Origin of the sequence: Lysinibacillus sp. NPDC058147 (assembly GCF_042884205.1) — a bacterium.
GTDB lineage: Bacteria > Bacillota > Bacilli > Bacillales_A > Planococcaceae > Lysinibacillus.
In genome coordinates this window covers 92,905-116,030 of sequence record NZ_JBHVUJ010000002.1, presented here as the reverse complement: position 1 = coordinate 116,030, position 23,126 = coordinate 92,905, and the positions used below count along the sequence as shown (strand labels likewise).

Below are 23,126 nucleotides of genomic sequence, written 5' to 3'. Positions count from 1 at the left end.
CGATTACCGATAATACAAATTTAACTAATTACTCGAATTGTTGATTCTGAGGAATTTGTGCATTAGGACAGCGTTTTTTTAACTCTAAAATAAACTTCATTTTATCTTCTGGTAAAATTTTCATACTACCGTTAGCTGCTGTTTTATAAAATATTTCCAGACCCTTATCAGATGATGAAATTAGATAACCAGTATACTTCTCTGTCGTTGGAGAAACCATTGTTATACTTTGATAAGGAATCTTACTTTTGAATGGCCCACCTTTAACTAAAAGATAATTTTCATAGAAAACAAACTTAATAGAATTTGCGTACCACCATACAAAAACTACTGAAACAATAAAGGCCATTGACATAATAATAACTGTTGATAAAGATGTGATAAACAAAAACAGTGATATAGCCCCAAAGATCCAAACCAATAAAAACATAGTTATTATTAAAATAATATCTGTTTTTGCATGATGAACCATAAGAGTTATCCCACCTTTCTTATTAATTTTCACTAAATAATCACCAATTTAACGAACAGAAATAATAAATAATAAATAATAAATAATAAATAGATCAAGTCACCTTAAAAGTAATTTAACATTAATTTTTGATTTTTCAAACAAAACTAAAAACAATTCATAGATTACAAAAAAGAAATAATAAGTTTGTTAAAAAGCACCGGCACTAAAGCCGACGTTTTTTGCTTTTATCGAAATTTTGCTCTTATCAGCCTATTCAAACTTAGTAAGAACATCATTGCTCATTTAAACGCTCTAATGCTGATTGAAAATCCTGGCTCTCCCCTACTTGACGGAAATCTTTAAATGGGTTGCTTACTTTTTTCATTCGCTCCAGTACAGCAGGAATAGTAAAGAGATCTGGTGTTAAATGTTCATTTACCTCTTCCCAATGTAATGGCGTTGCCACTAAGCCCTTTTCATTACCACGAGTTGAATATGGAGCAATAATTGTCTTCCCTTCTGCATGCTGCACATAATCTAAATATAATTTTTGATGTCTATTCTTCTTTAAACGCTCGATCGTATACAATTCTGGTTTTTGCTCACATAAAAATCGACAGACAAATTCAGTAAATACTCGTACCTCTTCATAAGTAAAGGCATTTTCAGGTAGCGGTATATAAAGCTGTATTCCCTTACCTCCCGACGTTTTAACAAAAGATTGTAGCTTAAAATAATCGATTATTTCCTTTAAATCCAGTGCTCCAGTAACAGCAAGTGAAAATTGCTCAACAGAAGGTGGATCTAAATCGAAGACAATCTCAGTCGGAAACTCTGTTTGCAATGTTTGGAATGGAATATGTAGCTCTAGTGCAAGCTGATTGCCTAACCACAATAATGCTTCAAGATTGTTACATACAAGATAATGAATATCGTCCATCCATCCAGTTGAAACAAATTCAGGTATTTTCTCTGGGCTACTTTTTTGATAAAAGCTTTCACCCGGGACTCCATGCGGAAAACGAATTAATGTAAGTGGGCGATTTTGAAGAAAAGGTAATAAATACGGAGAGATCATTTGCAAATAGTGCAAATAACCATCCTTCGTAATATCAATTTCTGGCCAAACAGGCTTATCGGGATGCGTAACCTGAACTGTATCTGGAATAGGAAAAAGTTGACGCTGCATATGCTGCCAATGACAATCCACTGGTAACATCTCCAGTCGAAATGCATGAAATCGTGGTTCTCGACATTTGCTTCCATCAAAATCAATACAGGCGATATCAAGACAAATGGATGGCTCCAGCTCCCATGTTTCATTATTTCTCTGCCCATTTGTTTGAAAAAAAGCAATGAGTGTTTTCCTCTCTTCCTCTGACATTCCATGTTTAAAAATAACTACTTCTACTAGATCCCCCTGTTGATAAATACTGCCATGAAAATAACCATTTCCATGATCATATTTCGTCACTATGACCGTTACATATCTCCAATTCTTTATTTTTAACCAATGTGTCGAGCGTGTATCTCCTATCCATTTACTTGTTTTCTTCTTTGCAATCATTCCCTCTCCATTGTAAACCTTAATAGCCTGCCAAAGGGGCTCACTACGGTCCACACTGTTAATCACTTGCAAAGGACATTGATCCTCATAATTGACTGTCGCTGGGAGTTTTAAAGTCGTAAAAAGCTTAGAAAGTTGCTGTTTGCGTGTTTTTAAATATTTATTTGTAAGCGACTCCCCTTTATAGCTCAGTAAGTCAAACGCAATATAATGACAAGGGAAATCTTTTGCATGAGAAGCAATAACTTCTTTGTTTTGCATCCGCCCTCTTTTTTGGACAAGTGAAAAATCGCTTTTAAAGTTATTCGTTAAACAAACTAATTCACCATCCAATGTTAATGGTAAAAATTTTTTGATTTTAGTAAATATACTCATACAAAAATCGAGTATCTCTGGAAACAGGTGAGTTAAGTTATTGCCATTTCTGCTTATTAACAATGGCTGTTCGTCCCAAACTAACATACATCTAAATCCATCATATTTTGTTTCGTACATCCACTCCTCACCTATAGGCGTTTCGAGCACTTCAGTTAATAGCATTGGTTTCATTAAAATACCTACTTTACTTTTTACCTTAAGTTTTTGAAGATTTCACTTTAAGATACATAAAAATAAGCAAAATATATCATAGTAAGAAAAACGAGGTGATACAAATGCATACAGTTTGGAAAGGCAGTATCTCATTTGGTCTTGTCAATATACCGGTAAAACTTCATGCCGCAACAGAAAATAAAGACATTAAATTACGACAGCTCCATAAAGAATGTCATACACCTATTAGTTATAAAAAAGTTTGTGAAGGCTGTAACCAAGAAGTAAAAGAAGAAGACATTGTGAAGGCTTATGAATATGCCAAAAATAAGTTTGTCGTATTAGATCCTGAAGAATTAGAGAACTTACGTAAGGAAAATGAAGATAAGGCCGTTGAAATTATTGATTTTGTAAAATTAACTGAAATCGACCCTATTTATTTTGAACGTACTTATTTTTTATCCCCTGATTCGACTGGCGGAAAGGCATATGCCCTCTTACGTCAAACGTTGGAACAGTCCGGAAAAATAGGTGTGGCCAAAATTATTATCCGTTCAAAAGAGCAATTAGCAATTGTCCGTGTTTATCAAAATGCATTAGTAATGGAAACAATTCATTACCCTGATGAAGTAAGAAGTGTTGCTGATGTTCCAAGTATTCCAAGCGAACAAAACATTGTTCCAAAAGAGTTAGAAACCGCCCTAATGCTAGTCGATCAATTAACAACAGAATTTAATCCTGAAAAATATACAGACGACTATCGCAATGCTTTAATGGAGCTTATAGAGGAGAAAAAAGCTACAAATACAATCTCGACTAGCGATAAACGTCCAGTACCTGATAATGTTACGGACTTAATGACAGCACTTCAAGCTTCCTTAGAAAAAACGAAAAAGCCAGCAACGAGAAAACGAGCAACGAAAACGAAGAAGAATGCTTAAAAAATAAAAGTAAGAAGCGTATCCATTGATTTGGATACGCTTTTTAAAATAATTCTCTTTTATTTTTTATAACCAATAACTTGTCACTATACATTCCATATTTCTGATAAAAATTAGGTTTGCCAATCTCCTCAAAATAGCGATTCCATTTAAACATTTTTATAAATATTGAAAAGGTCGGTTTGTAATTGGACTTTTCTAAACCTAGTTTTTGTAATATAAATCTTTTTATTATTCGATAGATTCGTATGAAATAATTTGTGTCTAAAAAAATAATTAAATCGGCATTCGAAAAACTTTGTGCTACCCAGTCCTCATTATGAACACCCTCGATAATCCACGCTTTCGTAAGAATAATATTATTCAAATAATCGACTTTTTGTTGTTCGGTTCTTCTAATGTCACCAGAAGTTTGTCTTTTCCAAACAACATTATCTAATTCATAATATGCAATATTTAATGTTGCGGATAATTCTTTCGCTAAAGTAGTTTTTCCACTCCCAACAGAACCAATGATATGTATTTTGCGCGGAAATTTTTTGTTCAAACGAACCCTCCTTTCTTTTATAGTTTGTTAATTTTGTGGCTCATCACCAAAAGTTAGGGATGGCAATTTGTTAAAAAGAGATATTTTATAAGTTGATTGGAGTGTGGCTGGGCGACTTATAGGGGATTGCTCATCGGACGCGCTCAGGTGGAACGGAAATTAACCCCATATTTATAACTCAAGCCTGATTTGTGAGAATATTGGATTTATTATACAATACCTCTAAGATAAAGATAAAGATAAAGATAAAGGAGCAAATTGTATGTATCAAAATGAGTTTAATGGAAATTTAGAGAAATATAATAACCCTATTGAATATGATGTAATTCATGAAAATTATAATGTAGATTTGCATTTTATAGAAAATCTCCTCAAAAAGAATAGTGGTACGATAATCGAATTAGCCTGTGGCACAGGTCGATTAGCTATTCCGCTCGCCAAGCAAGGATTTGAAGTTTATGCAGTAGATATCCATGAAGGCATGCTTCAATTGGCAATTGAAAAAGCGAAAAAACAGAATGTACACGTGCATTTTACTGTGCAAGATTGCACGCAACTTCAATTACCAATCACATCAAATTTTGTCTATATGACAGGAAATGCATTTCAACATTTTCTTAGTAACGAAAGCCAAAATGCTTTATTTCAATCCGTCAAAAGGCACTTACATCCAGGTGGAGAATTTGTATTTAATACGAGAAATGCTCTTCTCAGTGAACTGTCTATCGTGGATGAATACGAAGAAAGTTCAGTTAACAGCAAAGGTGAAAAACTAACCATTCAGCATCGTGAAGAATACGACCCTATTACACAAATCTTAACTTGCCGTTCTATAAATAAGCTAGAACACTCTATTTTTGAAGATTCAATTCGACTTCGCTATACATATCCAATGGAAATGAAGAGGCTATTAGAACAAAATGGATTCGAACTGTTACACATTTATGGTTCATGGAAAAAAAGTGACTTTACAAAAGATAGTCCAGCTATGATCGTCCATGCACGGTTATTAAAATAAAATCGCAAAATACAAACGTTAGTTCTCTATTCTGTTATAATTAAGAAAAAATGTTAGGAGCTAAGCAGATGATAAACATTCGTGAACGCATGGAGCATTACCATATAACAGGTTTAAGTCTTGTAGCTTTTGAAAAGGGAAAAATCAGTAAGACTGATCATTTTGGTGTTCTAGAAACAGGTACTAATAAGAAAATTAATGAGCATTCCATTTTCAACGCTTGTTCGATCAGTAAGTTTCTAACAAGCGTTTTAGTGTTGAAATTGGTGGAACAAGGGATCGTAGATTTAGATGAAGATGTCAATGAAAAACTAGTTTCGTGGAAGGTTCCTGACAATCCATTTACAAAGCATAAAAAGGTTACATTACGCAACTTACTATGTCATCAATCTGGGATTGTGGACCCTGAAGGCAGTTTTATGCCCGTAGAATCATTCAAGGAAATGCCAACCATGATCGAAATATTGAATGGAAAAACAATTTATTGCCCTACTTCTATTGAAGTGACTGTTGAACCTGAAAGTGAATTTCACTATTCTGATGCAGGTTTTTGCCTTATTCAATTATTATTAGAAGATATAACACAAAAACCTTTTTCTCATCTCATGGACACATTTATTTTTAAGCCATTAAGCATGACAAACAGTACATTTTCTACCGCTCTTTCAACATCGAATATGGATAACTTTGCATGTGGCCATGATCAATATGGAGCTTTAATTCCAGAGAAATATTCTATTTACCCTTATCTTGCAGCTTGTGGTATATGGACTACTCCTAGCGATTTAGCAAAATTATTACTAGATATTATGAATGCTGTCAAAAGCCAAAGTAAAATTGGCATTACGTCCAAACAAGTAAAAGAACTATTCCACCCACAGGGATGTAAAGAATGGACAGGTCTTGGCATATTTTTAGATGGCACGGACGACAACCTTGAGTTTTCCTCTCTTGGCTGGGGTGTTGGGTTTCAATGTATGCTAGTAGCCAATCCATACCTCGAAAAAGGGATTATTATGATGACTAATACTGATACAGGTATGCATCAAATGAAGGGAATCATGGGTGAAATCTATCATTCAATTTACTAATAGCAGAAAAAGAGGCATCAAGCCTCTTTCATCACCTTATAATGCATTTGCACCATTTGCCCATAGCGTTGTGTATTGACTAACTTCATATCTTGATATGGGTTTTGATCCTTAAACAGTGGAATTCCAGAGCCTAAAAGATGCGGCGTAACCGTTATAATTATTTCATCTATTAACTCTTCCTTCATGAATGCATCGAGAATTCCTGCTCCGCCAACCATCCAAATTTTAGAGCCTTCCTGTTCCCTTAACTTTTTAGTAAATGCTACAATATCTTCATTTACAAACTCAACATGTTCGTTTTGTCCACTTAGTGACGTTGTAAATACATAACATTTCTTATCGGGATATGGAAAAGACTCAATATGGTCTACAACCCAATCATACGTTCTTTTTCCCATAATAACAGTATCAATGGAATGATACATATCTGAATATCCAGCATCCCCTTCCCCCTCTGTTTCTTCTAGCCATTGTAAATCATCATTCTCTTTCGCAATAAATCCATCCAAACTAGTCGCAATATATAAAATTATTTCTCGTGACATAACGTCATCTCCTTTTCTCTTTTGTAAAACTCATGAACAATATTTATAATATACATAAAACATGACAACTACTGTCACGATTAAAAGAAAAGGTGAAAAAATGACAAAAGCGAAACGTTTATTAGACATCCTTCTGTTTGTTAGTGCAAAAAAGAAATTTACTGCACAGGAAGTTGCTGATGAATTCAATATATCGATTCGAACGGTTCATCGATATGTTTTAGATTTAAGTGATATGGGCTTGCCAATTTACGCAGAACAAGGGCGAAACGGTGGCTATACTGTTCTATCGAGCAGACTTCTTCCTCCTATTTTATTTACAGAAGATGAAGCGGTTTCGATTTTCTTTGCGTTTCAATCACTGCATTATTATCGAGATTTACCGTTTAATACGGAAAGTAAATCCGCTTCTCATAAGCTTTATAGCTCGCTTCAGGAGGAGGCGAAGCGAAAAGTGGATAAACTTCAATCCTACATTGCGTTTTGGAATCCTAAAAGAGCGATTGAAACACCTTTATTGAATGCCATTTTAGAGGCAGCCATTGAAAACAAAAATCTACATATTCAATATGAATCCAAATCAGGTACAACAAAGAAACATATTCATCCTATTGGTGTTTATGCACATGATGGGTTGTGGTATATGCCAGCGTTTGATTTCACTAAACAAAAAATATTATTGTTTCGTGTAGATCGTATTCTTTCAATCGTAGATAGCGAAGAAAACAAAGAGGAATTTATGAATTTGGAGGAGTGGTTTGGCAGCACATATGAAAATAAAGAACCTATTCGTTTACATGTTCTATTGTCAAGAGAAGGAGTACGCCAATGCAAAAGCGATCCTAACCTCGAAGATTTTGTCGTTATAAACGAAGATGGCACAGGTTATATTGATTCTATAATAGACAAAGGTGAGCTTAATTTTATTAGCCCCCTCTTCTATCGACTTGGCAGGCATGCTCAAATTGAAGAACCAGAAGAATTAATCAATATTTTACGACATCAGGCAAAAGACATCTTATCTTTATATCCAGAATATGATTAATAATATATGACGATTTTGTAAGATTGGCGTAACATTCATCGTTACTACTTTATGGGGAAATTCCTTATACTTTGTGAGTAAGGAGGAGAAAAAATGCAACCAATTGAATTAAACAAACGAATTGATACACTAGATTATTTAAGAGGATTTGCTTTATTAGGAATTATTTTAGTAAATATTCCGGCATTATTATGGATTAATACACCGGACACATCTATAGATATTACCTATCATAGATTTTTAATATTATTTGTGGAAGGTAAGTTTTTCTCGATTTTTTCATTTTTATTTGGTGTAGGCTTTTATATTTTTATTTCACGTGCAATGGCTAAAAATGGGAACGCCTATCTATTATTTATTAGAAGAATCATTATATTATTGTTAATCGGGCTTGTACATTTTTATTTTCAACCTGGAGAAGCTTTAACTATCTATGCAATATTTGGGCTAATTGCGTTACCATTTTATAAAGTTCGCAAGGAAATAAACGTAACTATAGGACTTATACTATTAGCAGTAACTGCTTATTATGGCATCAAAATTGCTATGCCATTTCCACTTATTTTACTGGGATTAGCTGCTGGGCAGTATCGATTTTTTGAGAAGATCAATGACAACCGTAAAAGCATATTTATCTTTACAGCTATAATGTTCATTATTAGTATAGGGGGCTTGCTGTATCAATGGCATTATGTCCCAGAGGCAATGGCGAACGTTAACAATATGACAAAAGATGAATTTACAGAACATGTTACAAACATTGAAAAATTTTCATTAATAGGGCTTCAATTTAGCCCATTTGTATCTGGATTTTATGTAGGATTATTAATACTTTTATTGCAACGCCCTGTATACCAGAGTTTGCTTTCACCATTAAAAAACTATGGCCGAATGGCATTAACAAATTATTTAGGGCAAACAGCACTAATCTTACTAATAGGCAATGCCTTTCACCTTTTTGAAAATATTCGTTTCATCCAATCTCTTTGGATTTGCATAGGCATTTACATTTTCCAATTATTATTTAGTAAGGTTTGGATGAAATTCTTTAAATTCGGTCCATTAGAATGGTTGTGGCGCATGGGTACGTATTGGACAGTACCTTCATTGCTTAAAGCTTCTCCTAATACTAAGGAACGCTCCTAATCAAAAAACTTAAAAATGGCGAATACCTAGCAAAAAGCTTTTTTCCATCATAAAATAGTAGTGTACTCAATTCGCTTCCAGCTTGTTCATACCTTGAGCAAGAAACACACCCCCATCATTAAATCTTTATTTTTTGGTCACTTTCCGCTTAGGAAAAGTGACCATTTTTTTCATATAGCCTAAAATTTGCTTTATAAAAAAACCGACAAGATCATTTAAGATTTTGTCGGTTACTCAGTTATTTAGCTGCCCAAATATCTATTTCCAATTTAATATCAGGGAGTCCTAAAGCAGTAATATAAGCTATCGTCATAGAAGGATAAGGATTTCCAAACATCGTTTCCCACTGTTGATAGAAGTCATCCCAATCTATTTCTTCAGTTGCCCAAATATTGGCTTTCACCACATTGTCTGCGTTAAGTCCCTCTGCCTCCAATATTAATTGAATATTTTTTAATGTATTCTTAACCTGCTCTGTTAGTAATGATGGCAATTCACCGTTTACCCCAACTCCAATTTGTCCAGATAATGCGTATATTGTTGCATCCTTAGGAATTATTGTAAGATGGCTGTAATTGCCAACAGGACTAGGTACTTGGATTGGATTTTTACGTGTTATTTTATTATTCATGGTTAATCTCCTCTAGGTTTTTATTTATTTTTCTAAAAAAGGACAGACTCGTCCCTATAAACTTAATTTTAGAAAAAAACAGCAGTTGAGAACCCAATTCCCATACTTAAAAAACGTAATGATCTTTTTTTCATTTGGATTCTCCCCTTTCACCTAAAGTTATTTCCATATTACCATGTTTTTCATATAACAATCAAATCTCTACATTTTTATTTATTTTTCCTTTTTGGTGAATATCTTCACAAATCCCAATAAACAATAAATCACAGCTGACACTATAACACTATAAAATAACACAGTGATTGAAGATGGACCCCATACTTTAATAAACTCCCAATTTGATTTCTCTGGTAATAGTTTCGGGAACAATATGATAAGTGCAAAAATTATTGCAATACTTAAAGAATGAAAGATTAATAAAATAGTTCTTTTAATATTTAAAGATACTCTAATTCGTTGTTTTTTAACAATTTCCCTTAAGGTTGTAAGCAATAGAATACTTAAAAACATCCCCAAGCCTACAACAATAACACATATAAGTGAAATAATTTTATCCAAATTCTGAAAGATGTCAGAATGAATAGTATTTATCGTTTTCCCTTCCCACAAATCTATCACACCTTGCCCTATCGCAGTTGTATAGCTCGAGTTCATATTGGATAATACAGCTACTCCTAATTGTTCATCGGGCTGTATGATGAAATAAGATGAGAATGTTGGATTTTCACCAGCATGGGATATATATTGTTCTTCTTTTCCCATAACTCCCCATCCACTTGCATAGTATGTGTCCTTATCGAAAGGCTCTACAGATTGATCTGGGATATGCGATTCTTGAATAATTTTATTATCAATCGTATCAATTTGGCTATTTCCTAACTGTAGCTTTAACCATTTTGCTATATCGCTTGTGTTACTTATTACATATCCTGCAGGTACATTTCCACGGTAGATCGGTGGTGTATACTTCTGCTCTCTCATCAGTCCTATTTTATATCCCGTGGCCATCTCATTAGATTTAAGTTGATGAATTCCAACAAATGTATCATTCATAGAGGTTGGCTTTAATATTTGCTGTTTAATATACGTATCAAAGGGTTGTTTTGAAACCTTTTCAATAACGAGTCCCAAAACATCATAATTGATTGTTGCGTATTCAAATGAGCTGCCTGGTTGTCTATTTAATGGCTGATCAAGTAATTTTTTCACAGTTAACTCAAGAGCATTCGGTTCGTTACTTTTTGGGATATTAGAAATTGTGTTAGTAGCTATTCCACTTGTATGATACAGTAACTGATTAATAGTAATTGATTGAAGCTTCCCATTATATTTTAACTTTAACCACGGGATATACTTTTGGACATCATCAGAACGTTTTAGTAAGCCTTCCCTTTCCAATTGTAGAATGGCTAGTCCTGTAAATGCTTTCGATGTAGATCCTAGTTCAAATAATGTAATAGAGGTAACTGGTGTTTTTGACTGAACATCGGCATATCCAAAGCCTTTTTCATAAACCGTTTTCCCTTTCTCTACAATTACTAACGATATTCCTGGAATTTTACTAATCTCTTTTTGCTCTTTAACAAATTGATCAATCTTTTGAATTTTTTCATTTGAATCTGCATTTACGATTGTTGGCGTTAAACTATATAAGGTTACAATCATAGCTAATATTAACGTATAGATTTTTATTGATAGCTTCATTTTCAATTCTCCTTTAAGCTGGTACAAGGTTATTAAATTCCTTAATTTAACTATAACAATGAATTAATATCACAACCATCGTTTTAGATGACTAAAAATATCACAATATGACAGTTTTGTAACGTACCGTGCTTATAGGAAATCTTGAATAAACGCAAAAAGAACCAGTAACCATAAAAAAATGAAAGCCGACCCTTTTTTATGACTATTAAGATTTAAATTTCTGCCCTAAAAGCTTTCCCCAGCTGTTGTCCAAGCCCAAAATAATGGCGGAAATTATAAATAAGTGGGCTCCATTTATTTGGATCAATATAATTTTCTTCAACAATAATTTCCTTATGAGCATGTACATGTATTACTTGTGTCTCAACAATGGCAAAAAAGGGATCATAATCAGGGATTCGAATATGTTTTACTCTTGCCTCAAGTTGAATTGGACACTCTGCAATTCTTGTAGGCTTTACTGATTTAGACTCGGTAGGTGTTAAATTACTAATTTCATATTTATCTTTTTCAAATGTGAACCCATTTGCTCTCTTATATTCAGGAACGGGGTTTTTCCCTGTAAAAGGGGCTAACTTTTCTACATTCTCCCATAATGAAGGATTTGGGACATTAATGACACAATCAGGTTGTCGTTCTAAATTTTCAATAGCTTTTCCCCCAAGCCCAATTCCCAAAATAATACAATCCCCTAACACCCACGATGATGAAAGAGGGCTTATATTTACTGTGCCGTCTTCATTTAGTGTAGTTAATAAGATCACAGGTGTTCCGTAGTATAGAATTTTTGGATGAATCATTTCTGTATCATCAATTCGAGTCATTTTATCTCCTCCTATCTGTACTTTCAATTTTCATAGTACAAGATAAACATTTCAATTTTCATCGAAATATAGATTACATTTCAAAACATATACTGTACCTTAGTAATTTTAAATAATAAATGAAATGGAAAATGACCAGGCACAACATTAATTGAAGTGCCTGGTCATATCCTTTTCGTTATCGCTTATTTTTAATAACAACCTCAGTTACAGCTAACGCTTTTCTTGGTTTAATATTTTCCATAATAATATCCGCAATATCATTAGGATCCATTAATGTCTTAGTTTTTTCCTCAGGAAATATCCCGTCCCAAAAATCTGTGCTCATACCACCCATGTATACAGCACATACATGAATAGCTGTTTCACTTAATTCTAGTGCTAGACTCTCTGTAAATCCTCGAACACCAAATTTACTAGCACAATAAACAGATTCCGTTATTTTTCCTTCTAGACCAGCAGTAGAAACGATATTGACGATTGTTCCTTCATTTCGTTCTTTCATACCTTTTAGCACTTCTTGTGTGCAAAAAATGGTCCCTTTTAGGTTTATATCAATCATTTGATGTACTGAATCCTCATTCAAGTTTTCAGCTTTATCAAAATAGCCAACACCAGCATTATTAATAAATAACTGAATTGATCCAAAATCCTCTTGGATAGAATGAATTACCTGAGCGACCATTTGTTTCGAAGTCACGTCAACCTCATAAATAGAATAGCCATTAGTTAAAGTTTTAGCTGTATTCTCAAGCTTTGATTTCGTTCGACCGAGTAAACAAATGTGATTGCCTAAAGACGAATATTTTTTAGCAAGTGCTGCACCTAAACCACTGCCAGCCCCTGTTATAACAACGATATTTTTGCTCATATTGATCATCCTCTCTCGCAGTTAATTATACCAGAATAGGTACTCTTATCAATAAAAGGAACGCCTTGAATTGTATCTTCACTACCGCTCTATTTAGTTAAATACAAGACGATGAGAACACCTAAAAAATGCAACTGCTTTTGTGGAGCTCACGCAAAAAGAATTGAAGGTGATACTAAAAATTCACTATTACCTAATCAATAGTAGTAATTTATTCTAAAAAACCATCAGCACAAAACGAACCTAAAGAACTATATCGATTTTTATTCATTTCGACTCATATACGCTCCCATTCATCCATACTTCCATGTCAATCGACACTTTTATGTAATTTTCTGGGTATTCAATACATATACTATTATATTTATAAATAAAGAGACATACTTTCATCGAACGCAGAATATAATTCTGGAGGGTGTTAAATGAATACAATTAAATCTTTAATTTTTCCTCAAGACTTGAATAAATTAAACAAAACTCAACTCAAAGAAATTTGTAATAAAATGTCTTTAGAAACTGCCGGCAATGTAAATGAATTAGCAAGTAGAGTTTGGGACTCTTTTGAGCATATAGAGGGCGACGTACTTAAAATGATCAGCAATAATATTTTCTCAGGAGCAGTTTCTTTAGCTTGGTACCAGGCTACAAATAGTACTGGTTTAATCGGATTTAAACAAAGTATTATTGATACAATGCCATTTAACCCGTTCGAAACAGTAGTTACTCCAATTTGCGAAAATGTTCCTATTGATCCTACAATTATTGCTGCTGCTCAAATTGAAGGTTCTCAAGCTTATTATTTAAGATTTATTCATAGAACAGGTGTTAATGTTGATTACTTTTTAACTAATCGAAGGGAATACATTAAGCACGAAATTACAACAGTTTATATTGATGAAGAAATGGGGATAATTGAAGTACGAGCAAGTTCAGCTATTGCCAAAAAAATTATTGCTTGGTTAACTAAAATTGTCGATGAAGAATATGAATTTAAACAGTATGATTTATTAGAGAAATATGGTGGTACACTTGAGTCTTTAGCTGATACCCTTCAAGGGAGGCTAATTGATGCTACAGGAAGACCAGCAGGATCAGTCAGTGCATTTGAAGAAACACAGGGTCAATCAATTGTGAGCATACTATCTGCAATTGACGAATACTATACTAATGGTGAATTATCAGTTCTTGAGCAAAATTTAAATAGCGAAGATATTACCGGAATTTTAGAAACAACACCTTTTACTTTGTTACTGTTAAGTGGTCTTGAAACAATAGGATTAGGTAGTATTAGAGAATTACGAGGTTTGCCATTATACAATTATTTAGAACCTTATCTATCCAAACAAAAAGGATCCATCTTATTTGAACATAGTGTTGATGGCGTAAAACAAGAATATTCTATTCGAATCGGCGTAAATACTAAGACATTTAAGTTCAATGTATTTGCGTCAGAACCTGTATTGGATTATATTAGAGAAAAATTGATTTACCAAATTTATTCTGCGAGGTAAAAGTATTGAGCAATTTAAAGCCATGGGAAATTTCTCAAAAAATAGATAATGCACTTGAGGCAATTGCTATTAGTAAAATGGATAAATTTTACCATAGTTATATTGCAAAAATGACTAACTTACCTCTTGGAGTAGTTATTGATACATTATCTGAATTAGAAAAAAAAGAAGCGCTCGTTATAAAATTAGAATTTCACTGCGAGGAATGTAGTAGAAGTATTTTAACTGCTAATAAATCTGAACTTGAAAATATTGAGTCCATTCCTTGCAAGTATTGTGGTACAGAAAACTGTTTTGATCCTTTAAATGCTATTCCAATAATCGAATTAAGTGATGATTTCAGACAAAGTTTTTCAAAAAAAAAATTAATAACAAAAAGGAAAATGTCGGGTTAAGGTATCAAAATAAACCTGAGAGTTTAAGAGAAATTATCGATATTTTAGCCGAAGAAAATTCTGATCAATTATTAGACAAAGTTTCAAAGCTCGGGAAAGTTACTATTATCTTAGGAGATGGTTATATGGGTGATTCTAGTAAATATGGTGGTTTAACTTTCGGAGAAAACAAAGGTAATATAACAATTGAAAACAATGGCACACTCAATCAAGGGATAGCTAGCAGCTTGCCTAATGAGATTATTAATGCTTTACAACAACTTCACGAAGAAATTCAACATCTATCAGAAGAACAACGAGAGATTGCAGAGGCTAATTTTGAACTTCTTCAAACTCATATAGAAAATGGAGATAAAGAGAAAGCTAAAAAACCTTTAGAGAAATTAACTAGTATACTAGGTGTTATTACCTCTATTATCTCGATTGCTTCTGCCTTAGGGCTTGGAATTCCTTTAAAATAATAAATAGAGACCAAACAGGGGTACAAATTATTTTTGTATCCCTGAAATATTTTTTATCTAAAAATGCTGTGTTCATAAATGCGTAATAAATCATTAAGTCTCAATAATTTTCAAGAATGGTGTCATAGAACACCAGTGAATTCTTTATAAACTCAAAAACTATTTACCTCTGATTTTAAACTGTCTACAAATTCGCTAATTTGTTCCATTTTTACTTTTAAACATAGTGCAGGACCACTTTCTGATGCACTATGATTATTCTTCTCCCCTGCATCTAACACAAAAATTAATCTATAATAAGGCTCCCATTCATCCCTTTCATCTTCAGGCACTTGAAGAAAACCATGTCCAGGATAATAATAATTACCAAATAGAGGAATGTGATAGATACACAAGCCGGGATCATGAGGCTCTAGCATACTTAGATGCATAATATCGATCTGTTTTAAATCATCTAATAACTTTAAGAAATCTCTCTTTAAGCAAACAATTTCTGTATGTACCCCTGGAAAAGCAAGACCAGAGCGGAAATGAATGTAGAATTTTACACTCTCATCATTAACTAATTTTAAATTTATTTCAACTTCACAACTGGGTTGACTAAAATAATCTTTTAATAAAGCCATAAATAATTCCCCTTTACCCTAATTAGCGTTTGAATATACTAGATAAATTACAACAATCCACAGTTACTATACCATGAATTGTTGTCATACTATAAATGAACTACTAGGAAATTTTCTTTATTAGATTCTCCTCTCGAATTCCTGTTACTTATCTCCTACATACTGCCAAGTGCTTTTCAACCATTTTAGTTTTTTGACTTTTGTTTATATACTGTATCAATTTCATCCGTACCTTTTTTAAGTAAGACTGCAGTTCTTTTATTTTCGAATTCATTCTCTAACCAAGAAATTCGTTCTCCACTCCATCCATCTACATATTTTGTACCATTGGACAAAGCATCATCTATCATTTTTCCTGTAATCTTACGATCTACTGCTTGTTCAGCAGCATGTTTTGATACATAAACTATTCTTTTTGAAGCAGTCCTTGCTAAAAACGGAACTCCATATCTAATAGTAACAGTTGCTAATAATGGAATAAGAGGACCTACACGTGGTTTTGTTTGTGCATCAGCAAACTGATGTTAAAAGTACTGAATGAATTTTCAAAAACCTCCATTTATTAACTATAAAGGTTATAATAAAGTATAAAAAATACTAAATTAAACCTATTTCAAATTTAAATAAAGTGTTTGATTTAAAATATTTTGTAATTAAGGAGAATTATTAATGAAAATACAAACCAATAATACATTAAATTATTTGAAAACAGAGGTAAATAAAAATATAAAAAATGAAAGTCTCTTAGATTTATTTGCAATTAAAAATATACATAAAGACAAAGACGAAGACGAAAACGAAAAAAATATCAAACCTAAATTCGAAACCAGATATGAAGATGGTTATATACGTACATATCTTGTGAAATCGAATGGACAAAAATTAGTTAGATTACTTGTTAGGGAGATTAAACAAACCCAAGAAAACATGAAAGAGTCCATAGATTTAGAGGATATGTTGATACAAGAGCTTGAAAAGTTATCTAATCCAAAAAAATATGAACAGAATACTTCTATTTTTGAAAAAGAAAAAAATATTTCTAAATATAAAACAGGTATTTGAGGACGAACAACATAAACCATGATTAGTATTGATTATTAATTTGCGTGAAGTTTTAACAGATACCTAAATAGAAAGCTTATTTATTGCCACAATCCGAAGATTGTGGCAATAAATTCGCAGGAGCCAAGGTCCCACTTCATGCCATCATCTGTTTAACGATTCTATCCTTAATACGTTTAATGCTTGTTGCTGATAAAGCCATATGTTGCCCTATCCAACGTTGTGACTTGCCGTCTAACATCCAGTTCAGAACTTGTACCTCTCTATCGCCAGTAACATTATCGAGAAGCATTTGAACCTCTAAAAGCTTTTTCTCATAATCTACAACACGTTTGATGTTTTTCGAACGTTTAATAGCTTCCTGCATAATCGGATCGCCTACTCCACCAACTGCTTTTGGTAGTGTAGCTTCAATACCATACTGTGCCGTTTTTGCCCCAATAACCATTTCTGCTCGCATTTCTTTGATGGCGTTAACCATCCAGTGGTAGTCTGTAATCATTGCGTCTAGCTTGTCTTGCGTTAGTAATTTCATAGGTTTGCCCTCCTACGGTGTGATATAATAATATTGTTAAGCACCGTCAAAGGGCATAAACCAATTCTGAGCTGTAGCGTCTGTAGACGTTGCGGCTTTTTCTTTTACTCAAATTGTTTATTGGTGACTTGGTAAAATATCAACCTTATAACAAGCAACCAGTCTGATACCATTCAATTCATTTTTCATTACTTCTCTGAATTACTACTTTTCAACACTCTTACTGAGTAAATCCAATCGCCGATAGTAGTTGGGTCATGATATTTATTCAAAACCTCAACTATATCGCCTTTTTGCAGTGCATTTGCCGATAGCCACCATTCGTTCATGTTGCACCTCAGTATCCAGTGTTTTGACGTTCATGGTTGATCTTGTTTTTAGCATAGTAGGCAATTTCAATCTGGTCAGTTGTGAAATAGAGCACCTTACCTAATTAAATCAACGAGCATATCACTATAATTCACCATATTTCTATGCATATCGAACAAAGATATAGTTCTAAATAGTTTTCTAAATTGGTCTGATGAAATGGTAGGATGGATTTTAATAAGAATACAATAAGAGCAGTATGTGCTACATTAGGATCTATTTTAAACGATGCTGTCGCAGAAGAAATATTAGGTCGTAGACGATATACTAAATTAGATTTTAGTCAAACAAAACCTACTCGTAAAAAACAGGCATTAACTGCAGCGAAGCTCGAAGAAATTTTAGTCACTACAAAGGCAACAGAAAATGCAACTCGGTACGCTATTCTCTTAACTTTAGCTACTAATGGAATGCGTAAGGGATAATTAGCAGCTCTTACTTGGAAAGATTTAGACTTCGAAAGTAAAACTATCGATATAACCAAAACACGTGATGAATTGGAGTTAGAGATCCAAAAATTAGAAATAGTATCCGCACTATTAATATGAGTTCGGAACTAGCTGAGTACTTAAAAAGTTTTAAGTACTGGTGTACCGAATCAAAGAGAGTATATGGCAGTGAATTAATAGATGATGATTATGTATTTATTACTGCAAACTTAGAACCAATAAGTAGCAGTTACATTGTAAAAATGTTCAATGCCCCTAAAAAATAAGCATAAAATCGAAAGATTTTCTGCCCATGTATTAAGACATACTTTTGTGAGTATTTTAATCGCAGAAGGCGTTGCTGTTACAACTGTGGGAAAAATAATTGGAGATACACCTGAAATGGTGATGAAGGCATATGCACATTCACTTGATGATGAAGAATTAAAATCTACTAATATTCTTTCATCATTAATAAAACTCAAGTGATTCTCTTTTTTACTCAAATTCGGGGTACAAAGTGGGGTACAAGTTATTCTTGTACCCATTAAACCTTGATATATAAGTATTTGTAGAACTATCTAAATATATTGTGTTCATAAAGGTAATCATACGAAAGATCGACGAACAAATATTCATGCTCGTTAATAGCAATTGAAAATGTTCTTGTAATTTCCCCTGTTTCAATATCTCGATAAAGCTCTGAGATTTCTCCGCTTTGATCATTGCGCATTTTAATGATTGTTTGTAGGAAATAAGGACGCCAACTCCAGTTTTTATTGATGGCTCTTGGCTGCAATTCCCACTGACCATCTATACGCATTACGTTTGGAGATAGTTGGAAACCATCTTCATTACAAATATATACTCGGAACGAATAACTATCCAACAGCTGAGCTAAATTCTCTAAATGTGTGATGTTGTCACTAGAAGGTTTAACACGATGGACAATCGCTTCTAGCTCCTCCCTCAACTTTTTCAATTCAAAATATTGTGCCTCTAAAATCTTCTTTTCAGAGGTAATAAACTGTTGGCACTCCTCCTTAAAACGCTCCTTTAAAATATCCTTTTCTACAAAGGTCAATGCAGGGTTTGCCAAGTATCGGCCCTGATAAAATCGGCCTCCATTCTTCCAAGCAAACTGTAATTGATAAACAGTTTCGATTCCTTCAAATAAGAGATTTGCACCTATTTTATAAGCGAGGCTACCTATTGCCGATATCATATCTGACTGTGCAGACCAAGAATCATAATTTAAGTCTCGAATATTGACCTTTAATATTTGAGGTGATAATAGCGCAATATGTTCTAAATGACTTTCCGCTCCTACTTCCTGAATGGCAATTTTGACACCAAAAGTCGTAAAGTAACGTACAGCATGGTGCAGCTTATGAATGTCACCTAAAAATCGATGCTCAGAGACAACTAATACAATACGATGTAAATCCTCTTCACTTATATATTGTTGAATAATATTAAAATGGCTTTCACCGAAATCCTGCATCAGTAAGTTCGGGTTACTTGGAATATAAATATCAATATCCTGCCCGATTTCTTCTACTTTAGCTAATGCAGCGTGTAAAATTTTATGTTCCATGTCAATTCGATATTCTTCTGGAATATCTTCGTTATTCACAAAATCCTTTAAATTAATTTGTTGACCCTCGATTTGTAACTGTCCGGAAATTTCGTAGGCAATCACCGTATGCGCATCCGCGCTAAATATAGGTTGAAAATACCCATGTATTTGATCTAAATTTGTTAAAACTTCAATTGCATCCATTGTCGAAACCTCCATACATGATGTTATTCAAGAATAACATTACATTCACAGCTCATTACATGAAAAAAAGCTCTCTGAATGTATAATAATTTGTTTAAAGTAAATTGGCAACTTCACATGGCGCTATTTTATGGAATAAATCTGTCCTGAAATTTAACAAAATCCCATCTAACGGATTTTATTATGAAACTAAATTAGCCTTCCTTTACATTAAATAACGCTAGACTATGATGAAATTTTTTTCTTTTCGATAACACACTAGTTCGTTAAAACATATACATGTGCTTAAGTACATTTTTCTGACAAATCATCACTAATAACGACTTTCCCATAAAATAGGTTGCCTATGTACGTATATTTTTTAAATATGCATTCGCTGAATTTTTCATGTATTGACTTATAAAAAAACTACCCCAAAATTCCTTTGTCACTATAGCTTATGCAACAATTTAAAGTGAAAGCTATGATAACTAAAGATTTTCATCCTATATCCTAAAATTATTCAGCCGTTCACCCACCCCAGTAAAAAAGCAGCATTCCAAAGTATGGATTAGACCCTACAGGAATACTGCTCGTGACTATTCAGACATAAAAAAATACCAAATAATAGCAATCGCGATTAATGATAAGATTACAGCAATTGTTACACGAAGTGGTGAAATTGGAGCATCTCCACCTACTCGACCTGTTTGTCCATTTACCATAAATCGGTATATTTTCTCTTTGTAACGGAATGAAGAAAGCCAAATTGGTAACATTAGATATTTGTATGTAATATCATCATGTGTTGTTGAGAAATGTAAATTGGATACTACATCCGCATTTTGTTCCCAACGTATTTTTGAGGTAATTTGTGCATTCAGATGATCTGAAATTTCCCGCTTCGCCTGACTCCACCCGTCCTGTAAACCAATACTGTAGCGTTCTGATAAAAATCCTGATACATATTCTGGTTTATAGGCTTTATTATTGAGTAAATTAAAAGGTTCAATCTTTCGCATCATATTACGATCATAACGAGATGTTGCACTTATTAAATGATCATCAATAAATTCTTGATAAAAACCACTTGTAGAATACCAATCTGTTTCAGTTCGAGTATTCCCCTCTTTATCTGTAACTGTGCGATGTCTACCGTATCTTGCGGAATACCTTGAGCTTGTTTTCGTGTCAAAAGTCCAATAAGGAAGATAAACCCCTTTAAATGAATCTGGCTTTGCACTATCTTTTGCTGCTCTCGGTGTAAACCATTTTCCCTTAATCCAACTTTGGAAGTTCTCTCCTGCTTGCTTATCTGTTATTTCAAACGCGCATACTCCGTTTGGAGCTAGTGTATTTTCAGCACTAGCCTCCATAACCTGATTAGAACCACAGTATGGGCAACTATCAGCTACCTGTAATGCATCATAAATCGTTTCTGCCGCACAGGATTTACAAATGACTGTTTTTTTCTCAACACCCCAGTTAAAATTCCCACGTTCTTCAGCCATTGCAAAATCCATTTCCTGGGCAACTTTTTCCTCTTGCTTCTCTGGGGCTGCAATTTCAGTTTCATAACCACAATAAGGGCATGTCAGCTTTCCAGTTGCTGGGTTGAATTCAATGGATGCACTACATGATGGACACTCAGCGTCAAAATCAAGCTTTACTTGTTTAGCATTTTCAGCATCTTGCGTTGGCATCATTAGTCATCTCCTTACTTAACATCATTCTCATCAAAGACATCGCCACACTCTGGACAGAATTTTGGCGGGTTTGTAGGATCTTCTGGCTGCCAACCACATTTATCACAAGCGTATTGTAATGATCCTGAAGGTTTTTTAGCACCACATTCGCTACAGAATTTGCCTTTGTTGACAGCTCCACATGTACAAGTCCATCCTTCTTCTGCAGGTTTTGGTGTCCCACAATTTGAGCAGAATTTACCCGTGTTTTCAGTGCCACATGCACATTTCCATGCACCTGAGCTCGTCGCCGGTTGACCTTGCTGGGCTGCCTGTTTATTTTGCTCATTCATTTGGTAAAGCTGTCCTGCATTAACACCGCCAGCTTGTGTCGCCATGTTCATGCCCATAAATCCTGCCATTGCTCCACCATCATTATTAGCTGCTGCAATCATTGCTTCCGCCTGAGCACCTGTTAATTGAGCTGCAGCCATACCTGGATCACGCATCACTGCATTTCGTTGTAGTTGTTTAATCATTGCTTCATCTTCTTCAGATGCTTTTAAAGAGCTAATGCCAAAGGATACGACCGCTAAACCTCTAGTTGCTAGCCATTTCTCTGATAATACTTTATTAAGGGCATCTGCAAGAGCAACCGTATGTGCAGGAATTTCGCTATAGCGTACCCCACTTGCTGAAATATGTGCGAAAGCCGGCTGTAATGCAGTCATCAACTCAGTTTTTAATTGGCTATCGATTGCATCTCTTGTAAATTCACGCTCTACGTTTCCACATACATTTGTATAGAATAATAATGGATCGACAATTTTATATGAATATTCACCATGACAACGAATAGCAATATCAATATCTAGGCCGATATTGCGGTCGATAACACGGAAAGGAATTGGTGCTGGTGTCCCATATTTATTGCCTACGATTTCTTTTTTATTAAAATAGTACACACGCTGATCCTTTGCAGGTTCTCCTCCAAATGTGAAGCGTTTACCAATCTGCTTGAATGTTTCCATTATGCCTTCAGACAAATCATTACCATACATAATCGAAGGCTCTGTTGATGTATCATAAACATACTCCCCAGACTCCGCAGAAAACTCCACTACTTTCCCTTGCTCGACAATCATCATACATTGCCCTTCATTGATAGCAATAATAGAGCCATTACTAATAATGTTGTCATTACCTTTATTGGACCCTCGTTTTGAAATACGTTTATGACCCTTCTCCACAAGAACATCCGCGGAGAGTGACTCACAATAGAAATATTCACGCCATTGATCTTCTAGAACACCTGCTAATGCCCCAACTCCTGCTTTTAATAAACCCATTTTTATTCCCACCTTCAACTTA

27 protein-coding genes are annotated in these 23,126 nt (G+C 34.0%); 11 read left to right on the top strand and 16 right to left on the bottom strand.

Annotated elements, in window-relative coordinates; all coding sequences use genetic code 11:
• Nucleotides 1-28: 28 nt before the first annotated feature.
• Nucleotides 29-505 (bottom strand): PH domain-containing protein, encoded by a 477-nt coding sequence (locus ACFVT8_RS05920; RefSeq protein WP_387082681.1) that lies wholly within the window; start codon nucleotides 503-505, stop codon nucleotides 29-31.
• A 241-nt stretch (nucleotides 506-746) separates the two neighbouring features.
• The gene (locus tag ACFVT8_RS05915) at nucleotides 747-2,570 is read right to left on the bottom strand and encodes a DNA ligase D (RefSeq protein WP_387082680.1); all 1,824 of its coding nucleotides are present in this window, start codon (nucleotides 2,568-2,570) and stop codon (nucleotides 747-749) included.
• Between the two features lie 104 nt (nucleotides 2,571-2,674).
• On the opposite strand from ACFVT8_RS05915, the gene ku reads away from it, so the two are divergent.
• Nucleotides 2,675-3,493 (top strand): non-homologous end joining protein Ku, encoded by an 819-nt coding sequence (gene ku / locus ACFVT8_RS05910; RefSeq protein ID WP_387082679.1) that lies wholly within the window; start codon nucleotides 2,675-2,677, stop codon nucleotides 3,491-3,493.
• A 43-nt stretch (nucleotides 3,494-3,536) separates the two neighbouring features.
• Here ku and ACFVT8_RS05905 read toward each other — a convergent pair whose 3' ends face one another.
• Complete coding sequence (locus ACFVT8_RS05905; protein ID WP_387082678.1) at nucleotides 3,537-4,040, bottom strand: AAA family ATPase; 504 nt, start codon at nucleotides 4,038-4,040, stop codon at nucleotides 3,537-3,539.
• A 262-nt stretch (nucleotides 4,041-4,302) separates the two neighbouring features.
• On the opposite strand from ACFVT8_RS05905, the gene ACFVT8_RS05900 reads away from it, so the two are divergent.
• Together ACFVT8_RS05900 and ACFVT8_RS05895 are read left to right on the top strand one after the other, a co-directional pair.
• Entirely contained in the window at nucleotides 4,303-5,058 is a 756-nt protein-coding gene (locus ACFVT8_RS05900) for a class I SAM-dependent methyltransferase (RefSeq protein ID WP_387082677.1), read from the top strand.
• Between the two features lie 68 nt (nucleotides 5,059-5,126).
• Nucleotides 5,127-6,149, top strand: coding sequence for a serine hydrolase domain-containing protein (locus tag ACFVT8_RS05895; RefSeq protein ID WP_387082676.1), 1,023 nt, complete (start codon nucleotides 5,127-5,129; stop codon nucleotides 6,147-6,149).
• Between the two features lie 17 nt (nucleotides 6,150-6,166).
• On the opposite strand, the gene ACFVT8_RS05890 is transcribed toward ACFVT8_RS05895, so the two are convergent.
• Entirely contained in the window at nucleotides 6,167-6,697 is a 531-nt protein-coding gene (locus ACFVT8_RS05890; RefSeq protein WP_387082675.1) for a dihydrofolate reductase family protein, read from the bottom strand.
• 100 nt (nucleotides 6,698-6,797) lie between these two features.
• On the opposite strand from ACFVT8_RS05890, the gene ACFVT8_RS05885 reads away from it, so the two are divergent.
• Both ACFVT8_RS05885 and ACFVT8_RS05880 read left to right on the top strand, forming a co-directional pair.
• Nucleotides 6,798-7,742: a helix-turn-helix transcriptional regulator gene (locus ACFVT8_RS05885; RefSeq protein ID WP_387082674.1), complete on the top strand. Its 945-nt coding sequence runs from the start codon at nucleotides 6,798-6,800 to the stop codon at nucleotides 7,740-7,742.
• A gap of 93 nt (nucleotides 7,743-7,835) precedes the next feature.
• Nucleotides 7,836-8,888 carry a DUF418 domain-containing protein gene (locus ACFVT8_RS05880; RefSeq protein WP_387082673.1) on the top strand — a complete coding sequence of 351 codons (1,053 nt, stop codon included), beginning with the start codon at nucleotides 7,836-7,838 and terminating at the stop codon, nucleotides 8,886-8,888.
• 238 nt (nucleotides 8,889-9,126) lie between these two features.
• Here ACFVT8_RS05880 and ACFVT8_RS05875 read toward each other — a convergent pair whose 3' ends face one another.
• The 4 genes from ACFVT8_RS05875 to ACFVT8_RS05860 all read right to left on the bottom strand — a co-directional run bounded on the left by ACFVT8_RS05875 (nucleotide 9,127) and on the right by ACFVT8_RS05860 (nucleotide 12,921).
• The gene (locus ACFVT8_RS05875; RefSeq protein WP_387082672.1) at nucleotides 9,127-9,519 is read right to left on the bottom strand and encodes a RidA family protein; all 393 of its coding nucleotides are present in this window, start codon (nucleotides 9,517-9,519) and stop codon (nucleotides 9,127-9,129) included.
• Nucleotides 9,520-9,732: 213 nt separating this feature from the next.
• Nucleotides 9,733-11,223 (bottom strand): serine hydrolase domain-containing protein, encoded by a 1,491-nt coding sequence (locus ACFVT8_RS05870; protein WP_387082671.1) that lies wholly within the window; start codon nucleotides 11,221-11,223, stop codon nucleotides 9,733-9,735.
• A 215-nt stretch (nucleotides 11,224-11,438) separates the two neighbouring features.
• Nucleotides 11,439-12,050 (bottom strand): flavin reductase family protein, encoded by a 612-nt coding sequence (locus ACFVT8_RS05865; RefSeq protein WP_387082670.1) that lies wholly within the window; start codon nucleotides 12,048-12,050, stop codon nucleotides 11,439-11,441.
• Nucleotides 12,051-12,228: 178 nt separating this feature from the next.
• On the bottom strand, nucleotides 12,229-12,921 hold the full coding sequence (locus ACFVT8_RS05860) for an SDR family oxidoreductase (protein ID WP_387082669.1): 693 nt from the start codon (nucleotides 12,919-12,921) through the stop codon (nucleotides 12,229-12,231).
• Nucleotides 12,922-13,343: 422 nt separating this feature from the next.
• On the opposite strand from ACFVT8_RS05860, the gene ACFVT8_RS05855 reads away from it, so the two are divergent.
• The 3 genes from ACFVT8_RS05855 to ACFVT8_RS05845 all read left to right on the top strand — a co-directional run bounded on the left by ACFVT8_RS05855 (nucleotide 13,344) and on the right by ACFVT8_RS05845 (nucleotide 15,288).
• Entirely contained in the window at nucleotides 13,344-14,432 is a 1,089-nt protein-coding gene (locus tag ACFVT8_RS05855; RefSeq protein WP_387082668.1) for a hypothetical protein, read from the top strand.
• 5 nt (nucleotides 14,433-14,437) lie between these two features.
• Nucleotides 14,438-14,827, top strand: a complete 390-nt coding sequence (locus ACFVT8_RS05850; protein ID WP_387082667.1) for a hypothetical protein — start codon at nucleotides 14,438-14,440, stop codon at nucleotides 14,825-14,827.
• A 125-nt stretch (nucleotides 14,828-14,952) separates the two neighbouring features.
• A complete protein-coding gene (locus tag ACFVT8_RS05845; protein ID WP_387082666.1) occupies nucleotides 14,953-15,288 on the top strand; it encodes a hypothetical protein in 336 nt (111 codons plus the stop codon).
• Between the two features lie 152 nt (nucleotides 15,289-15,440).
• Here ACFVT8_RS05845 and ACFVT8_RS05840 read toward each other — a convergent pair whose 3' ends face one another.
• Together ACFVT8_RS05840 and ACFVT8_RS05835 are read right to left on the bottom strand one after the other, a co-directional pair.
• Entirely contained in the window at nucleotides 15,441-15,914 is a 474-nt protein-coding gene (locus ACFVT8_RS05840; RefSeq protein WP_387082665.1) for a hypothetical protein, read from the bottom strand.
• Between the two features lie 185 nt (nucleotides 15,915-16,099).
• Nucleotides 16,100-16,264 (bottom strand): hypothetical protein, encoded by a 165-nt coding sequence (locus ACFVT8_RS05835; RefSeq protein ID WP_387082664.1) that lies wholly within the window; start codon nucleotides 16,262-16,264, stop codon nucleotides 16,100-16,102.
• 319 nt (nucleotides 16,265-16,583) lie between these two features.
• On the opposite strand from ACFVT8_RS05835, the gene ACFVT8_RS05830 reads away from it, so the two are divergent.
• On the top strand, nucleotides 16,584-16,976 hold the full coding sequence (locus ACFVT8_RS05830; RefSeq protein WP_387082663.1) for a hypothetical protein: 393 nt from the start codon (nucleotides 16,584-16,586) through the stop codon (nucleotides 16,974-16,976).
• A 136-nt stretch (nucleotides 16,977-17,112) separates the two neighbouring features.
• Here ACFVT8_RS05830 and ACFVT8_RS05825 read toward each other — a convergent pair whose 3' ends face one another.
• The 3 genes from ACFVT8_RS05825 to ACFVT8_RS05815 all read right to left on the bottom strand — a co-directional run bounded on the left by ACFVT8_RS05825 (nucleotide 17,113) and on the right by ACFVT8_RS05815 (nucleotide 17,935).
• Nucleotides 17,113-17,511, bottom strand: a complete 399-nt coding sequence (locus ACFVT8_RS05825) for a LuxR C-terminal-related transcriptional regulator (protein ID WP_387082662.1) — start codon at nucleotides 17,509-17,511, stop codon at nucleotides 17,113-17,115.
• Between the two features lie 188 nt (nucleotides 17,512-17,699).
• On the bottom strand, nucleotides 17,700-17,840 hold the full coding sequence (locus ACFVT8_RS05820; RefSeq protein ID WP_387082661.1) for a hypothetical protein: 141 nt from the start codon (nucleotides 17,838-17,840) through the stop codon (nucleotides 17,700-17,702).
• Between the two features lie 8 nt (nucleotides 17,841-17,848).
• Nucleotides 17,849-17,935 carry a dUTP diphosphatase gene (locus tag ACFVT8_RS05815; RefSeq protein WP_387083362.1) on the bottom strand — a complete coding sequence of 29 codons (87 nt, stop codon included), beginning with the start codon at nucleotides 17,933-17,935 and terminating at the stop codon, nucleotides 17,849-17,851.
• A gap of 112 nt (nucleotides 17,936-18,047) precedes the next feature.
• Between ACFVT8_RS05815 and ACFVT8_RS05810 the strand changes: the two genes are divergently transcribed.
• Nucleotides 18,048-18,305, top strand: a complete 258-nt coding sequence (locus ACFVT8_RS05810) for a hypothetical protein (protein WP_387082660.1) — start codon at nucleotides 18,048-18,050, stop codon at nucleotides 18,303-18,305.
• Between the two features lie 273 nt (nucleotides 18,306-18,578).
• A complete protein-coding gene (locus tag ACFVT8_RS05805) occupies nucleotides 18,579-18,797 on the top strand; it encodes a tyrosine-type recombinase/integrase (protein WP_387082659.1) in 219 nt (72 codons plus the stop codon).
• A gap of 88 nt (nucleotides 18,798-18,885) precedes the next feature.
• Here ACFVT8_RS05805 and ACFVT8_RS05800 read toward each other — a convergent pair whose 3' ends face one another.
• The 3 genes from ACFVT8_RS05800 to ACFVT8_RS05790 form a co-directional block, all read right to left on the bottom strand.
• On the bottom strand, nucleotides 18,886-20,091 hold the full coding sequence (locus ACFVT8_RS05800; protein WP_387082658.1) for an EAL domain-containing protein: 1,206 nt from the start codon (nucleotides 20,089-20,091) through the stop codon (nucleotides 18,886-18,888).
• Between the two features lie 578 nt (nucleotides 20,092-20,669).
• Nucleotides 20,670-21,773: a TFIIB-type zinc ribbon-containing protein gene (locus ACFVT8_RS05795; RefSeq protein WP_387083361.1), complete on the bottom strand. Its 1,104-nt coding sequence runs from the start codon at nucleotides 21,771-21,773 to the stop codon at nucleotides 20,670-20,672.
• Nucleotides 21,774-21,787: 14 nt separating this feature from the next.
• Nucleotides 21,788-23,104: an SPFH domain-containing protein gene (locus tag ACFVT8_RS05790; RefSeq protein ID WP_387082657.1), complete on the bottom strand. Its 1,317-nt coding sequence runs from the start codon at nucleotides 23,102-23,104 to the stop codon at nucleotides 21,788-21,790.
• Nucleotides 23,105-23,126: the final 22 nt, after the last annotated feature.

What these genes read in the sequence shown, in the direction of transcription:
- ACFVT8_RS05810 (WP_387082660.1), top strand. Translation starts at nt 18,048, where the DNA reads ATGGATTTTAATAAGAATACAATAAGAGCAGTATGTGCTACATTAGGA.
- ACFVT8_RS05835 (WP_387082664.1), bottom strand. Translation starts at nt 16,264, where the DNA reads ATGATAGATGATGCTTTGTCCAATGGTACAAAATATGTAGATGGATGG.
- ACFVT8_RS05885 (WP_387082674.1), top strand. Translation starts at nt 6,798, where the DNA reads ATGACAAAAGCGAAACGTTTATTAGACATCCTTCTGTTTGTTAGTGCA.
- ACFVT8_RS05820 (WP_387082661.1), bottom strand. Translation starts at nt 17,840, where the DNA reads ATGAACGAATGGTGGCTATCGGCAAATGCACTGCAAAAAGGCGATATA.
- ACFVT8_RS05915 (WP_387082680.1), bottom strand. Translation starts at nt 2,570, where the DNA reads ATGAAACCAATGCTATTAACTGAAGTGCTCGAAACGCCTATAGGTGAG.
- ACFVT8_RS05880 (WP_387082673.1), top strand. Translation starts at nt 7,836, where the DNA reads ATGCAACCAATTGAATTAAACAAACGAATTGATACACTAGATTATTTA.
- ACFVT8_RS05895 (WP_387082676.1), top strand. Translation starts at nt 5,127, where the DNA reads ATGATAAACATTCGTGAACGCATGGAGCATTACCATATAACAGGTTTA.
- ACFVT8_RS05900 (WP_387082677.1), top strand. Translation starts at nt 4,303, where the DNA reads ATGTATCAAAATGAGTTTAATGGAAATTTAGAGAAATATAATAACCCT.
- ACFVT8_RS05865 (WP_387082670.1), bottom strand. Translation starts at nt 12,050, where the DNA reads ATGACTCGAATTGATGATACAGAAATGATTCATCCAAAAATTCTATAC.
- ACFVT8_RS05795 (WP_387083361.1), bottom strand. Translation starts at nt 21,773, where the DNA reads ATGCCAACGCAAGATGCTGAAAATGCTAAACAAGTAAAGCTTGATTTT.
- ACFVT8_RS05875 (WP_387082672.1), bottom strand. Translation starts at nt 9,519, where the DNA reads ATGAATAATAAAATAACACGTAAAAATCCAATCCAAGTACCTAGTCCT.
- ACFVT8_RS05825 (WP_387082662.1), bottom strand. Translation starts at nt 17,511, where the DNA reads ATGAAATTACTAACGCAAGACAAGCTAGACGCAATGATTACAGACTAC.
- ACFVT8_RS05805 (WP_387082659.1), top strand. Translation starts at nt 18,579, where the DNA reads ATGCCCCTAAAAAATAAGCATAAAATCGAAAGATTTTCTGCCCATGTA.
- ACFVT8_RS05800 (WP_387082658.1), bottom strand. Translation starts at nt 20,091, where the DNA reads ATGGATGCAATTGAAGTTTTAACAAATTTAGATCAAATACATGGGTAT.
- ku (WP_387082679.1), top strand. Translation starts at nt 2,675, where the DNA reads ATGCATACAGTTTGGAAAGGCAGTATCTCATTTGGTCTTGTCAATATA.
- ACFVT8_RS05870 (WP_387082671.1), bottom strand. Translation starts at nt 11,223, where the DNA reads ATGAAGCTATCAATAAAAATCTATACGTTAATATTAGCTATGATTGTA.
- ACFVT8_RS05855 (WP_387082668.1), top strand. Translation starts at nt 13,344, where the DNA reads ATGAATACAATTAAATCTTTAATTTTTCCTCAAGACTTGAATAAATTA.
- ACFVT8_RS05860 (WP_387082669.1), bottom strand. Translation starts at nt 12,921, where the DNA reads ATGAGCAAAAATATCGTTGTTATAACAGGGGCTGGCAGTGGTTTAGGT.
- ACFVT8_RS05890 (WP_387082675.1), bottom strand. Translation starts at nt 6,697, where the DNA reads ATGTCACGAGAAATAATTTTATATATTGCGACTAGTTTGGATGGATTT.
- ACFVT8_RS05845 (WP_387082666.1), top strand. Translation starts at nt 14,953, where the DNA reads ATGGGTGATTCTAGTAAATATGGTGGTTTAACTTTCGGAGAAAACAAA.
- ACFVT8_RS05840 (WP_387082665.1), bottom strand. Translation starts at nt 15,914, where the DNA reads ATGGCTTTATTAAAAGATTATTTTAGTCAACCCAGTTGTGAAGTTGAA.
- ACFVT8_RS05790 (WP_387082657.1), bottom strand. Translation starts at nt 23,104, where the DNA reads ATGGGTTTATTAAAAGCAGGAGTTGGGGCATTAGCAGGTGTTCTAGAA.
- ACFVT8_RS05830 (WP_387082663.1), top strand. Translation starts at nt 16,584, where the DNA reads ATGAAAATACAAACCAATAATACATTAAATTATTTGAAAACAGAGGTA.